General features: G+C 70.6%; 13 protein-coding genes. 10 read left to right on the forward strand and 3 right to left on the reverse strand.

Translation table 11 applies throughout. The annotated features are described in order from the left end of the window. Positions 1 to 250: 250 nt before the first annotated feature. The gene (locus ACWENQ_RS43815; RefSeq protein ID WP_452419506.1) at positions 251 to 1285 is read right to left on the reverse strand and encodes an Lrp/AsnC family transcriptional regulator; all 1035 of its coding nucleotides are present in this window, start codon (positions 1283 to 1285) and stop codon (positions 251 to 253) included. A gap of 138 nt (positions 1286 to 1423) precedes the next feature. On the opposite strand from ACWENQ_RS43815, the gene ACWENQ_RS43820 reads away from it, so the two are divergent. Both ACWENQ_RS43820 and ACWENQ_RS43825 read left to right on the forward strand, forming a co-directional pair. Beyond that, positions 1424 to 2836: a diaminopimelate decarboxylase family protein gene (locus ACWENQ_RS43820; RefSeq protein WP_452419507.1), complete on the forward strand. Its 1413-nt coding sequence runs from the start codon at positions 1424 to 1426 to the stop codon at positions 2834 to 2836. Next, positions 2833 to 3285 (forward strand): VOC family protein, encoded by a 453-nt coding sequence (locus tag ACWENQ_RS43825; protein ID WP_449929941.1) that lies wholly within the window; start codon positions 2833 to 2835, stop codon positions 3283 to 3285. The genes ACWENQ_RS43820 and ACWENQ_RS43825 overlap by 4 nt, the downstream gene beginning before the upstream one ends. Positions 3286 to 3469: 184 nt before the next feature. On the opposite strand, the gene ACWENQ_RS43830 is transcribed toward ACWENQ_RS43825, so the two are convergent. Next, positions 3470 to 5935: a cellulase family glycosylhydrolase gene (locus tag ACWENQ_RS43830; RefSeq protein WP_452419508.1), complete on the reverse strand. Its 2466-nt coding sequence runs from the start codon at positions 5933 to 5935 to the stop codon at positions 3470 to 3472. 221 nt (positions 5936 to 6156) lie between these two features. On the opposite strand from ACWENQ_RS43830, the gene ACWENQ_RS43835 reads away from it, so the two are divergent. The 7 genes from ACWENQ_RS43835 (at position 6157) to ACWENQ_RS43865 (ending at position 12231) form a co-directional block, all read left to right on the forward strand. Next, positions 6157 to 6594 carry an NUDIX domain-containing protein gene (locus ACWENQ_RS43835; RefSeq protein ID WP_452419517.1) on the forward strand — a complete coding sequence of 146 codons (438 nt, stop codon included), beginning with the start codon at positions 6157 to 6159 and terminating at the stop codon, positions 6592 to 6594. Between the two features lie 582 nt (positions 6595 to 7176). After that, the gene (locus ACWENQ_RS43840; RefSeq protein ID WP_452419509.1) at positions 7177 to 7677 is read left to right on the forward strand and encodes a hypothetical protein; all 501 of its coding nucleotides are present in this window, start codon (positions 7177 to 7179) and stop codon (positions 7675 to 7677) included. A 1019-nt stretch (positions 7678 to 8696) separates the two neighbouring features. Then, positions 8697 to 9587: an ABC transporter ATP-binding protein gene (locus ACWENQ_RS43845; RefSeq protein WP_452419510.1), complete on the forward strand. Its 891-nt coding sequence runs from the start codon at positions 8697 to 8699 to the stop codon at positions 9585 to 9587. Continuing rightward, on the forward strand, positions 9584 to 10333 hold the full coding sequence (locus ACWENQ_RS43850) for an ABC transporter permease subunit (RefSeq protein WP_452419511.1): 750 nt from the start codon (positions 9584 to 9586) through the stop codon (positions 10331 to 10333). The genes ACWENQ_RS43845 and ACWENQ_RS43850 overlap by 4 nt, the downstream gene beginning before the upstream one ends. A gap of 36 nt (positions 10334 to 10369) precedes the next feature. Beyond that, positions 10370 to 10669 (forward strand): hypothetical protein, encoded by a 300-nt coding sequence (locus ACWENQ_RS43855; RefSeq protein WP_452419512.1) that lies wholly within the window; start codon positions 10370 to 10372, stop codon positions 10667 to 10669. A 372-nt stretch (positions 10670 to 11041) separates the two neighbouring features. Further along, complete coding sequence (locus ACWENQ_RS43860; protein WP_452419513.1) at positions 11042 to 11857, forward strand: hypothetical protein; 816 nt, start codon at positions 11042 to 11044, stop codon at positions 11855 to 11857. Beyond that, a complete protein-coding gene (locus ACWENQ_RS43865; protein ID WP_452419514.1) occupies positions 11854 to 12231 on the forward strand; it encodes a GntR family transcriptional regulator in 378 nt (125 codons plus the stop codon). Before ACWENQ_RS43860 ends, ACWENQ_RS43865 begins: the two co-directional genes overlap by 4 nt. Positions 12232 to 12393: 162 nt before the next feature. Here ACWENQ_RS43865 and ACWENQ_RS43870 read toward each other — a convergent pair whose 3' ends face one another. Beyond that, complete coding sequence (locus ACWENQ_RS43870) at positions 12394 to 12663, reverse strand: helix-turn-helix domain-containing protein (RefSeq protein ID WP_354918292.1); 270 nt, start codon at positions 12661 to 12663, stop codon at positions 12394 to 12396. An 87-nt stretch (positions 12664 to 12750) separates the two neighbouring features. Here ACWENQ_RS43870 and map point away from each other — a divergent pair, with 87 nt between their 5' ends. Beyond that, positions 12751 to 13575, forward strand: coding sequence for a type I methionyl aminopeptidase (gene map, locus ACWENQ_RS43875; protein ID WP_452419515.1), 825 nt, complete (start codon positions 12751 to 12753; stop codon positions 13573 to 13575). Positions 13576 to 13801: the final 226 nt, after the last annotated feature.

Below are 13801 nucleotides of genomic sequence, written 5' to 3' on the forward strand. Positions count from 1 at the left end.
GTCGGCCCAGTACGGCGTGAGCGGCAGGGCCGCGGTCGGTGCCTTCGGCATGCCTTCGCACCACAGAAACGGCCCTACGACCTTCGATTCGTGTTGCTGCTGGAACGGCAACCCGACGCCACCACGACGCACCCCACCAACGCGCGCCCACACACCAGCGCCTGCCACTCCAGCACGGGAACCGGTGCTGTCGTTCGGTGTTCCCTGCTGGTGCGCCGAGGGGCGCTGACGGCCCCTACGGCCCCGCCGGCTACGGGTAGACCCGTGTCATCCCCGGCGGCCACGGATACCTGACCTTGAAGATGGACAGGAAGACCATGATCTCCACCGCGCGCACGCCGGGCACCGTACGGATGCGGTCGGACACCAACCGATGCAGATGCTCCGCGTCCAGGTGGCTGACCTCCGCCATCAGGTCGAAGCCTCCCGCGGTGGCCATCAGCCACTCGACCTCGTCGACCTGCGTGATCGCCGCGGCGATCACGTCCAGGTCGCCCTCGCAACGCAGGCCGATGGCGGCGCGGTGCAGGAAGCCCACCTTCCTCGGGTTGATAATGGCCGCGATCTTGATGACGCCCGTGTCGATCAGGCGCGCCACCCGCTGCCTGGTCGGCGCGAGGCTGAGCCCGACCGCCTCGGCGATCCGCCCGTAGGTCCGCCGCCCGTCCTCCTGCAATTCGGCGACGATCCGCCGGTCGGCCGCGTCCAGCGTCACCTCCTCGCCGCTGTCGGTCAGCGCAGGCAGGACCGGGGGGCATCGCCGGGCGCCGACAGGCGCGTCCGGCACCCGTCTGCCAGAGCCGGGGGGCCAGGAGTAGGAGGCCTTGAACAGGTTGAGATACAGGAGGGTCTCGATGTCGCGCACACCGGGGACCGTGCGGATGCGCTCGGCGAGCAGGCCGTACAGGTGCTGCTCGTCCACGCAGCGGAGCTCGGCGATCAGGTCGTAGCGGCCCGCGGTGGCGACCAGCCAGTCGACCTCGTCCACCTCGCTGATCGTGGCCGCGATGGCGTCGAGGTCGCCCTCGCAGCGCAACCCGACCGCGACCCGCAGCCGGAAGCCGAAAGCACCGGGGTTGGTGATGGCCACGATCTCGATCAGCCGGGACCTGGTCAGGCGGGCCACCCGCTGCCGGGTCGGCGCCTCGGTGAGCCCGACCGCCTCGGCGATCCGCCCGTAGGTCCGCCTGCCGTCGTCCTGCAGCTCGGCGATGATCCGCCGGTCGATCTCGTCCAGCGCGGGCGAATCCTGGGGTTCGCGGCTGTCGTGGAGGGCATCGGTCACCCCGCAATCGAAGCATGACCGTCGCCTGTCCGTCACGCGGCCCCCCGACACGCCGGATCAGCGGAAATATTATCTCTTGGTGCTTCAAGCTATGAAAAGCAGTTGTTTATAAGCATCCCATCAACTATTTTGCCCGTCATGAGCGCATCCTATGACGCCGCTGCGGTAGCGCTGTCGGACGGCATGCTTCGCCGCGAGTCCGGCCGCCTGCTGATCGAGGACGTGCCAGTGGACGCCCTGGTCGAGCGGTTCTCCGCACCGCTGTTCGTGCTGTCCGAGTCCACCCTGCGACGGCAGGCGCGCCGCATCCGCGCCGCGTTCGAGCGGGCCTGGCCCCGGGGAAAGGTCGTGGTGCTGCCCGCGGTCAAGGCCAACCCTGTCCTCGCGCTCCAGCGAGTGCTCGCGCAGGAGGGCATGGGCGCCGACCTGGTCGGCGCGGGCGAACTGGAGGTCGCGGTCCGTGCCGGGACCGACCCCGCCCTGATCTCGCTCAACGGCACCGGCAAGGACCGGGCCACGATCGAGCGCGCCGTGGCACTCGGCGCCCGCGTCACCATCGACGACGTGCGGGAGATCGAACTCTCGGTGGCGGCGGCCCGCGCCGTCGGCAAGCAGGCCAACCTGCGGATACGGCTGCGGCCCTACTACGAGACCGACGCTCGCATGGACGCCTTCGGCGTGTCGATCGCCGACATCTACGGCACCTACAAGTCGGGCGTCCCTCACGACGACCTGGCTGAGGCCGGTCGCGCGCTGTCCGCGCCGGAACTGCGGGTCACCGGCGTGATGATGCACATGGGCCGCTACACCACCGACCTGTCGGTCATCGGCGGGTTCAGCAGGCGGTTCGGCGAGCTGACCGCCGAGGTGTCGGAGCTGTGGGGCGGCTGGACGCCGGACACCATCGACGTCGGCGGCGGATTCGCGCCGCAGGTCGACGGGTTCGGCCGGGCGAACCCGAGCTTCGTCCCCCCTGTCCCGCCGTCGATCGAGCGCTACGCCGAGGTCGTCTGCGAAAACCTGGCCAAGGGCCTGGCGTCGGGCGGCATCGGCGTCGAGGGCCGTACCTTGGAGGTCGAGCCGGGACGCGCGCTGTTCGGGCCGTGTGGCATCCACGTGGCTACCGTGCTCAACGTGAAGCGCCAGACCCAACCCTTCCCCTTCACCTGGTATGAGACGGACACCACGCAGATGTTCCTCTCCGAGATTCCCGACCAGGCCGGCCGCCCGCCGGTGACCCCCGTACGGCTACCGGAGACCGGGACCGCGGTCGAAGTCCGGGTCGTCGGCCGCTCCTGCATGTCCGACGTGCTCGCGCGCACCGCCACGCTGCCCCCCATGAGCGCGGGTGACCTGCTGGCCTTCTGCTTCACCGGCGCCTACAACGACGCGAACGCGAGCAACCTCAACCTGCTGCCCCGCCCCGCGACCGTGCTGGTGAACGGCACGCAGGCCCACCTGGTACGGCGGGCCGAGAGCATCGAGGACCTGCTCGCGCGCGACACCCTCCCCGACCACCTCCACCACACCTTCACCGGAGCCGCCCGATGACCATCACCACGCCCGTACTCGACCACGCGGGGCTCACCTGCGCCGACCTGGCGGCCTCGCTCGCCTTCTACCACGACCTGCTCGGCATGCCGCTGCTCGACCAAGGCGAGGCGCAGGCCCGCGCCGCGGGCATCGAGGACGCCTGGCTCGCCTTCGCCATGCTCGACGCGGGCCGGGGGCAGATGATCGAGCTGCTGGAGTACCGCAGGCCCAGGAGCGCGCCGTCGGTCGCGCCGCCGGTCAGCAGCGTGGGCGGCGGGCACGTCGCCATGGGCGTCCAGGACCTCGACGGGCTGCTCGCGCGCCTGGCCGAGGCCGGGGTCCACCCGCTCACCGAGGAGCCGGTCACGGTGTCAGGACACGGGCACTGGGACGGCGCGCGGCTCGTGTACGTGCTCGACCCCGACCGCCACGTGGTCGAACTGATCCAGTTCGCCGCCGGGCGATAGGGCCGACGCGGACTGTCGATCATGGCGGAGGCCGTACGGTTCCCGGCGCCGCACGCCCCCGCGCAGGCCGTCTTCACCCTGGGACACGCCCTGGCCCAGGCCGGCACACCGCCCGGTCGCGCAACCTCCAGCCGGCCGACTCCGGCCACTACGACACACCTGGTCCGAGGTACTCAAGACCGGCTCACTGGCGGTGTGCGGCCAGGGCGTAGGCACCCCGGGTGCAGCCGGTGATGCGCCAGCCGCCCGGTGCCTGCCGGGCGGCGACACCCGTTACTCCGGCACTGCGGACGGCCGGCCGGACGCTGCCGGGGAACCAGACGTCGAGGCCGCACCCGCTGCCTTCGCCCTGGGCCGTGAGGCTCGCCTGGTCCGACGTGAGGCCGGTCAGGCGGCCGGGGGCGGAGCGGGGGTAGGGGCGCGAGAGCTCGGCGACGTATTCAGAAGGCGGGGGCAGGTCCTTCCCCGTGACACAGTCCTCGATCATGAGGTTGCCGCCGGTCTTGGACTCGGCTCCGGCGTGGGCGTCGCCGCAGGACTGCTTCCAGACCCAGAACGCACCGCCGATGCGGTGCCGATCCTCCTGGTCGGTGTATCTCGTGATCGGGGCGGAGGCGGGGTCGCCGAACCAACCCCACTCACCCGACCAGAGCCCGGCGCCGTAGTACGCCGCCGCCCGGCTCGCCAGGTCGAAGCCGCGCTCGATGCTCGTGATCGTGAGGCCGGTGCCCTGGTCGATGGTGATCGACTCGTTGTAGAGGTGGGGGGCGAAGACGAGCAGCCGGTCGTCGGTGAAGTCCTTGGGCACCGAGGCCTCGAAGCCGAGACCTGACCAGAGCACGGACGGCTCGAAGAAGACCAGGTGCGGGAAGCCGCGCTTCTCGCCCGCCCTGATGGCCTTGATCGCTCGGTCGTAGTAGCGGCCGAGCAGGACGCCGGAGGTGATCGGCGGGGCCTCGCCGAAGCCGGGCTCGTTCAGCAGGTCGTATCCGGCGACCATCAGCTCGTTCGCGAACCGCTCCGCCAGCATGCCCCAGGCGGCGACCAGGCGGGTCTGGATGCCGTCCCTGTCCTGGTAGAAGTTGGTGAAGGCACGGGCGACGGCCGGAGAGATATCGCGTCCGGTGAACTCGCACTTGGGGGCGCCGTCGAAGCGGTCGGCCCAGGTGGGGGCGCCGTCCCAGCCGTGCATCGGGGAACCGTTCTCACAGGTGGTGCCGGGGGCGGCGTTGACGCCCTTGCCCCAGGCGTCCTGGTGCATGTCGATGACCGTGCGCAGGCCATGCTTGGCCGCGGTCTCGACGGCCCAGGAGATCCTGGCCAGGTAGGCCGGGTCGTAGTGGCCGGGCCGGGGTTCCAGGGCTGACCAGGACACGGCGAGGCGGATGACGTTGAAGCCCATCTGCTCCATGCCGGCGAAGTCGGCCTCGGTGAGCGGTCGCGTCACCGCCCGGTCCGGAAATTTCTGGAAGTAGTCTTCGAGCTGGTTGACGTTCACGCCGCGCAGCAGCACCTCGTTGCCGTCGGCGTCGACGATCCTGCGGTCTGCTGAGAGCGTCAGGCCCTTGGTGCGTGGTGGCTGCGAGGTGGTGGTGCCGGGCTGCAGGAGCGGTACGGCGAGCGCCGCGGCGGCCACGACAGCCGCCATCCGTATCGGCGTAGAAGAGGCGACGCCCTTACGCGCCGGGAGAAGGGTGGTTCTCCGCGCCGGGAGGGTGGCGGGCAGGAGGGCGACGAGGGCTGCCGTCGCGAGGGCGAGGAGGGCGCCGAAGGAGAGCGCGGGGGCGAGGCGGAGCATGATCGCCGGTGCCCAGAACGTGTCGCCGCCCGCCAGGTCACTGGGGAGCCCGATGGCCACCTCGACCAGGCCCAGGGTCGCGGCCGCTCCCAGCGCGGAGATCCCGGCCACGACGGCCCGCGGCGAGGTGGTGGCACTGAGCCAGCGGTTCAGTGCCCAGGTCATCACGCCCAGCAGGGTGACGGCGGCGAGGCAGCCCAGTGGTCCGGCCTCGGGCGCGGGGGCCAGCGGGGAGTCGCCGATGGCGTACCCGACGGGTGAGCCGCCCCACCACGCCCCACCGACCGACGCGCCCAAGACCACGGCCACCCCCGCCGCCACCCACCCCGGCCCCCAAGCCGGTGGTAAGAACGACCCCGAGGCCGCAGCGGGTCCAGCGCCCGACCCTGGGGACGGCGGGGAGGTCGAGATCGAAGGGGGTGGGGTGGGGAGGCGGCGTAGGAGTTGGGTGAGCCAGGCGGCTGCCAGGACCGGCAGGCCGAAGACCGCCGCCTTGACGCCGGTGAAGCCGGTCGACCACGTCAGGTAGACCACATCACCGAAGGCCATGACCAGCGACATCAGCAGCTTGGCCGCCATAGCCGACCACACCACCGCGCCCCACACCAGCAGTGCCGTGCGCAGCGGGGCACGCCCGCGCGCGACCGCCCACGCCAGAACACCGACCCCCGCCAGCAGCAGCGGCACGTAGACGGCCGGCGCGGCCACCTGCCAGAGCCCGGCGACGGGTAGCAGGTCGGCTCCTGCCCACGTGTACGGCGCGGCCAGCCCCGACGGGTCGAACGCCGCTCCCAGGACGATGACGGCGGCCAGCACGGCGACGGCGATCGGCGACAACCAGCGGTTCCTCATAGTGTCGGCGACCATACATGAGCATTGTTCACAAATGAAGAGCCAGATTCACAACAGTGCGGAAGACCAGCCGAACCTCGCTCGTGGCCCTGGCTTTGGTCGCGGTGAACCGCCGCCGGCAGACGCCGGCGATGCCGCTCTCCGACAGCCAGATCCCAGCTCGACGCCGTTCACGGCCCGCCATATCCAGCGGGAACCCTGCGGGGTAGCGTGCCCGCGTGATGAACGTGAGAGTCACCGGCATTCTCGTCGAAGACGACCAGATTCTGCTGCTCGACCAGGACACCGACACTCGCCGCTCTTACTCACTGCCAGGCGGGAAGGTCGAGGAGGGGGAAACCCTCACGGATGCACTCGTCCGCGAGATGCGCGAAGAGACCGGCGTGGACGTGCACGTCGGCCGGCTGCTGTACGTGTGCGATCACCTGCCCGGCGGCGGGACCCACGTCATCCACATGACGTTCGAGGCCACCCGCGTCAGTGGCACCCTGGGCGCCGTTGCCGAGAGGGTCGACACCCGCCCGATCCGCGGCGTGCGGTTCGTGCCGCTCGCCGACCTGCCCTCGCTGGGCTTCGGCTCCCGCTTCGTCGAGCTGGCCCAGGCCGGGTGGCCTGGGGCCGGCTCCTACATGGGCGCCAAGTCGAACATCGGCCTGTGAAACCGACACCAGCGGCGATGTTGTGATGAATCGGGCGCGCTGCATCGGGGGCATCCACCAAGGGGAAGCGCCCACCCTCGCCGGCATGGGCGGTCTTCTCGTGGTCGTATCAGTGGACCGTGCTCGGCCGTCGAGGAAACCGCACCGCGCCGACCCGTTGCACGGAGCCGATCTCGCGGGACAGCGCCTCTCTCACAGCAGGTCGTCACAGCGCTCTGGAAGCCATCGCGTCCGCGGGCAGGTTTTCGCAGATGACCGACATGTGGTACGGGGGACCGAGAGGTGAAATCCCTCCCGGACACCCGACCACTGTTGAGGCAAGTTCCACGACCCTTCTTGCCTCACATGGATCAGAGTGCCGATGGGGCCGACGCTGTGCGGCATCCCAGGTTCCGGCATGCTATTGCCGTAGCCCTGATCCTCGGCGGGGGAGGGGCGCTGGCCGCGTAGGGCCGCACCGCGCCCCCGCCCGCCCTTGAACAGGCCGGACGTGCACGCACCGGACGGACCCTGCTGCAGCCGACCTTCCTCCTTCTCGCCCTGCTCAACCTGGCCATCGGGCTGTACTTCGGAACTCTGGGGGTGTCGGTAAGCGCTTTCGCCACCAGTCATGGGATTCCCGGCGCGGCCGCGCCGATCATCGCCGCCTCCAGCCTCAGCGGGCTGGTCTCCGGCTGGCTCTACGGGCTGCAACCGCACCCCGCCCCACCATGCCGCCAACTCGTCATCGCCACCGCCTGTCTGACGGGCGCGGCGTTGCTGCTTCCCCTCGCAACGTCCGCCCTCTGGCTCGGCGCGGCTGTGGTGGTCACGGAGGCTGCGGTACCGCCCACGCTCGTCCTGCTGAACGTGCTCACGGAAAAGGCCGTCCACCCAGCCGTCGTCACCCAGGCCTTCACCTGGAACAACTCCGCCAGTGCGGCCGGTTCGGCACTGGCGGCGTCCCTCGCCGGGCGCGCCGCCGACGCGTGGGGTGCCTCCGCCGCCCTCGGGCAGGCCCCCGCGGCCGGGCTCGTCCTCGTCGTCCTCTCACTCGCCCTCTCGCATGCCGTTCGGCGATCGGGAGAGGCCCGAGGACGTTGACCTGGTCGTCAACGCACCGCACCGTGACCACGGCGGACGGAGAGCTACTTTGGAGCTCAACGCACGGACCTGAGTGGAGGCAGGACCTGGTGGAGGGCCATCATGAGCGATCCTCTACGGGACACCAGCACAGACTCCCGGCCGCCACCGTCCCGCCGTCACTCAAGATCAACTATTTGAGCGGCCGGTGTCACGGTTCGTACCAACACCCCGTGCCGTGCTGAGGAGCGGGCGCGGTTGTCTTCCTGCGTCAGGTCATGGGGTGGCCCGAGGAGAGTGTGCCTTGGCCGAACCCGGTCGCGATCTGATGGATCGGGTGAGGCGCTCTTCGGCGGGCGGCGGCGCCCAGCCCGGCGGCCACCCGGTGCGGCGGCCACTCGTTGAGCTGCGCCAACCAGAGTAGGGATGCACCAGTGGCGTCCGGCTCGGCGTGCCGATCGGCCCAAGTGGGCGCCGGAATGTCCACGGTGGAGGCCGGTCGGGCGCAGCATCGCCGGGTCGTACGGCGGCGGGCCTGGTGCGGTACCGACCCGCAGCGCCCTGCGGATGGCGTCCACCGTCGGGTCGGAGATGTGCACGTGCGTGCAGGGTGTCCCACGGCGGCAGTTCGGCGGCCGGTGTCTCCAGGGTGAGCAGCGCGCCGTATTCGGCTGGTTGACGATTTGGTCAATGCGCGCGGCGGTGGGACGAGGATGCCGGTTATCTCAGCGATGGCCTCGCCACGGGGGCGGGTGTAGCGCATGGCGGGACGCGGTTCTTGTGGCGGGTCTTGGCCATGATGCGTTGCAAGAGCTCTTATGTGCGCTGACCCCACGTCGGCCGGCGCGACCGCGAGCGCCAGGCCGCCGTGGCCGACTGGTGACACGTGTCCCTCAGTGATGTGTGACACAGTTCTTGTTGCCTGCGAGGCTGAAAGTGCAGACGTGATCGGGGAACCAGGAGGGGCAGCCCCTACTCGGGCGCCCGCGAAGCGGTCAAGCAAGGATGAAGTTACTGATCAGTAAACTAACTTTATTGGCGTGACAGCAATACGTATCACCAATCTGACCAAACGGTACGGCCCGGCCACGGCCGTGGCGGGACTGTCCTTCGACGTCACCCCCGGACGGGTCACCGGATTTCTCGGGCCCAACGGGGCAGGCAAGTCCACCACGATGCGGATGATCCTCGGGCTTGACCACCCCACCAGCGGCACCGCCACCGTCAACGGCGTGCCGTACGCCAAGCTGAGGCATCCGCTGCGCACGATCGGCGCGCTCCTGGACGCCAAGGCCGTGCATGGCGGGCGCAGCGCCCGCGACCACCTGCTGGCCATCGCGCAGAGCAACGGCCTGCCCGCCTCGCGCGTGCGGGGGTGCCTGGAGCTGGTCGGCCTGGCCGAGGTGGCCAGGCGGCGGGTGGGCGGGTTCTCTCTCGGCATGTCGCAGCGGCTCGGCATCGCGGCGGCGCTGCTTGGTGATCCGGAGATCCTGCTGTTCGACGAGCCGGTCAACGGGCTCGACCCCGACGGGATCGTGTGGATCCGCACGCTGATGCGGAAGCTGGCCGCCGAAGGGCGCACGGTCTTCGTCTCCAGCCACCTGATGAGCGAGATGGCGCAGACCGCCGACCACCTGATCGTGATCGGCAAGGGGAGGCTGATCGCCGACACCAGCGTCGAGGAGTTCATCGGGCGCAGCTCCCAGGGCTATGTGAGGGTCCGCTCGCCGTACCTGGCGGAGATGACGGCCCTGCTTCCGGGCGCCGAGCGGCGCCACGACCACCTGCGGGTGACGGGGATGGCGCCCCTGGAGATCGGCACGCTCGCCGCCCAGCGGGGGCTGGCCCTGGAGGAGCTGACGTTCGTGGAGCCGACGCTCGAGGCCGCCTACATGGAGCTGACCAAGGACAGTCTGGAGTACACCTCATGATCGACGTGATGCGCTCGGAGTGGACCAAGATGCGCTCGGTCCGCTCCACCGTCTGGACCCTCGTCATGGCGGGCGTGCTCCTGCTCGCCGCCGGCTTTGTGACGGCGCTGGCGGTGTCCGGCTACCCCAACGCCCTCGAAAAGATCGGCTTGGTCGACATGAGCCTGCTGGGGCTGCCGTTCGCCGCGCTGGCGCTGGCCTCGACGGGTGTGATGGTGATCAGCGGCGAGTACCGGACGGGAGCCATCCGCACCACGCTCGCCGCCGTGCCGAACCGGATCAGGATGCTCGCCGCGAAGGTGGTGGTGTTCGCCGTCGTGTCCATGGCGGTCAGCACCGTGGCGGCGCTCGGCGCGTTCTTCGCCTGCCAGGCGGTGTTCGCCCGCGAGGGGCTGTCGGTCGCGCTGACCGAGCCGGGCGTGTTCCGCGCCGTCGTGGGGGCGGGCCTGTACCTGACGGCCAGCGGGTTGTTCGGGCTGGCGCTCGGCGCGCTCATCAGGCACACCTCCGGCGCGATGGTCGCGGCGATCTCGCTGATTCTGGTGCTGCCCAGCATGGTGGCGATGCTGCCGGGCACGTGGGGGCGGTTCATCCGCGACCACTTCACCTCCAACGCCGGGATGCAGGTCACCCAGGTGAACCCGGCAGTCGGGCTGGCGCCGTGGACCGGGTTCGCCGTCTACCTCGGCTGGATCGCGGTCACGCTGCTCGCCGCGGCCGTCCTGCTGAACAGACGCGACGCCTGACCCGCCCACCGGGAAACCCGTCGTACGATCGTGCCCTTGCCGATGCCGGCGACGCCGCGCACCGGATCGGTGAACGACCAGTTGCCGTCAGGCGAGCGTGACGATCTTCCCCTGGCCGGGGGCGAGCCGGCGCTGGATGACACCGGCCGGATCCACGACGGCATCGGCCCGTCCGGCTCGGTGCGCGGCGCGCACCTGGGAATATCTCCCTCACTGGCAGTGTCCTGGCGCCCCGACGGAACCCCTCTCTCCGTCGCCGAAGGCCGGATCACCGGCATCCACATCGTCGTCGACCCGGCCAAACTCGCCTCGATCCATCTGCCCGCCCCGGCCTGAGCCGGTGTCGCCAGGGAGAGGGCGGAATCAGTCGATTCCGCCCCCACGGTCACATCCAAAGGGCGTCGACCCGGGTGAGCGCAATGCACACCGGGAGGCGGTCCCGGCGGCCGTGGCCCCGCTCGGCGCGACGCTCGCGGAGCTCGGCCTCGGCCGTCCGGGGCACGCACCCGGGGAGGGGCCGTGGCCGGCGCTGCCCGCCGTCCACTTGATGGTCCACGGCGACGGCCGCCGTCGGCTTGATGGTGCACGGCGACGGCCGCCGCTGAGCCGGGGCTCCGCGCACCGGGACGACGAGAGCCCACGGAGCGTTGATTTGTCGCAAGGTATGACGCACTATGTTGCTACAAAGCTTGCGACAAAGGAGCCGCCATGACCCGTGAACCGTTACCGGACGCCGACCCGCCGGCGCGTGCGGCCGATCTGCGACTGGCGAGCGCGTGGCTGGCCCAGCACGACCTGGCCGGTGCCCGCCCGACCCCGCTGCTGGCCAGCCGGCTGGCGGTCAGGAGACGCGCCCGCCTCGCCGCTCACGTCATCCTGGCCGTGCTGATCCTTGCGAGCGCGCTCGCCGCCGCTTCCACCTTTGGTGGCCCCTCGCCGTACCGCCCGCTGCCGCTGCTGGCCCTGACCGCGCTGGTGGCCGCACTGCTGCTGGCACAGTCGCTGCTCGACTGGTGGGTGCGACGCGTTGACCGGCGGGCGGGCGCGACGCTGTCCCGAAGGGCCGCCCACCTGATCCAGCCGGGCTGGCGGGCCGTGCTCGGCCAGCCGTACGCCGTCTTCGCGGTCGCCACGTTCACCGGTGGGATGGTGCTGGTCGGGAGCGCCCTGGCTGTTCCCGACCCCACCGTGCGGCAGCTGGCCGTCGTCCTGCTGATCGGCCTGCTCGGCGTGACAGCCATCATCGCCATGCAGCTGCGCCACCTGCTCAGGCACCCGGTGGTGGCGGAGGACGAGGAGTCGCTGACCGCCGACGTCATCATGCGCGTCGAGGACGCCCGCGACCTCACCACGCCGAACGTGCAGTGGTCGCTGCCCATGGTGCTGCTGTTCGGCACCGCGCCCGGCTGGTGGAGCGCCGCTTCGGTCGCCTATCTGATCCTGGGCCTGGTCGCGTGCGTTGCGCTCCATGCCAGGACGCCGTCGAGCGCGACGGTGGCCCGGCGGGCCATGAGCGTCCGATGATCGTCATCGACGCGGCCTCGCCGGTGCCGCCGTTCGAGCAGCTGCGGGCCCAGCTCGCCCGGCAGATCCAGGACCGCACGCTGGCCGTGGGCGCCCGGCTGCCGACCATCCGCCACCTCGCGGCCGACCTCGGCCTGGCCGTCAACACGGTCGGCCGGGCCTACCGGGAACTGGAGGAGGCGGGGTTGATCGAGACGCGCGGGAGGGCCGGCTCGTTCGTGTCGGCCGCCGGCGAGGAGGGCCGGGAGCGGGCCCGCCGGGCCGCCGCCGACTACGCGGCCGTGATCGCCAGCGTCGGCATCGACGCGGGCGAGGCGATCCGCATCGTGCAGGCGGCTCTGACGTCCGGCGCGGCAGCACCTACCTCGTCATGACCGCGACCCGGCCGCGGGGTCAGGCCGCCGGGCGCACGACGCCGGCATTGTCTCCTCCTGCACCGTCGACCGGGCCGACAGCGTGGTGCTCAACCGGGCGCAGGCGCTGGAGGAGGGGCCGGCCGGTGTCCGCGGGGACTCCGTGGGCGGGCGCGACAGCGGCTACGAGACGGCTTCCAGCGGTACGTCGTTGCCGCGCCAGGTAGCCGCCAGCTCCTGAACCGGCACGTCGAGTGCCTCGCCGAGGCAGACGATCGTGCCGAATCCGGGGGACGGCAGTCGTCCGGTCTCGATCTTGCGCAGGGTTTCCGGCGAGATGCCGGCCGCGTGCGCGACTTCCGCGAGGTCGCGTCCCGCTCGCGCGTGGCGCAGCAGGGCGCCGAGACGTCTGCCGGCTTCGATCTGCTCAGGTGTGAGCGGTTGGCGGACCATGCTCCCAGGATAGGGCTGGTATTACTATACCGGCAAGTGTTAAGGTGCCGGTATAGTAATACCAACACCCTGTGATGCGAGGTAGTCGTGATCGAACTGAAGACGCCTGCGGAGATCCAACGCATGCACGTGGCCGGGCGTTTCGTCGCCGAGGTGCTCTCCGAGGTCGGCCGACTCGCCGACGTGGGCGTCAACCTCCTGGACCTGGAGCGCCACGTGCGCGGCATGATCAAACGGCGCGGGGCGGAGTCGTGCTACTGGGACTACGCGCCGTCCTTCGGACGCGGCCCGTTCCGCAACGTCATCTGCCTGTCGGTCAACGACGCCGTCCTGCACGGCCTACCCCACGACTACACGCTGCGCGACGGCGACGTGCTCAGCGCGGACCTCGCGGTCAGCGTGGACGGCTGGGTGGCCGACTCGGCGCGCACGGTCGTCGTCGGGACCGCCGCCGAGGAGGACCTGCGGCTCATCCGCGCCACCGAGGAAGCGTTGGAGGCGGCGATCGAGGTGGCACGTCCAGGCAACCGCCTGGGTGACATCTCGGCGGCCATCGCGGCGGTGGCCCACGACTACGGTTATCCGGTCAACACCGAGTTCGGCGGCCACGGCATCGGCCGCACCATGCACGAGGGGCCCCACGTTTCCAACAAGGGCCGGGAAGGGCGCGGCCTCACGCTCCGGCCGGGCCTGACCCTCGCGCTCGAACCCTGGTTCGCCCGCACGACCGACCGGATCGTCTATGACGCCGACGGCTGGACCATCCGGTCGGCGGACGGCTCGCGCACGGCCCACTCCGAGCACACGGTCGCCATCACCGAGGACGCCCCCTTGGTACTCACCCGGCGTGAACCGGAGAACACGGTCACGCGGGCTGATTCCGCCAGCCGGCTGTCCATCAAGGACGCTTGAGTCGCCCTGTTCCACCGATGCCGGCCCGATCGAACGGTGATGGCGACAACTGGCTCATGTCGTTGACCGATCGGTTGCTGCTCAAGGGCCGTGACCTCCTGAACCAGCCAGCACGACGTGATCACTCGCCTTGGTCGAGGTTGCCGTGCGCTTCCGCCGAAAGGTCCTGCCAGTCGGCCCAGGTCTTGAGCCGGTCGGCGTAGACCTGCTGGAGCATCGGGTAGAA

Source organism: Nonomuraea sp. NPDC004354 (assembly GCF_053602555.1).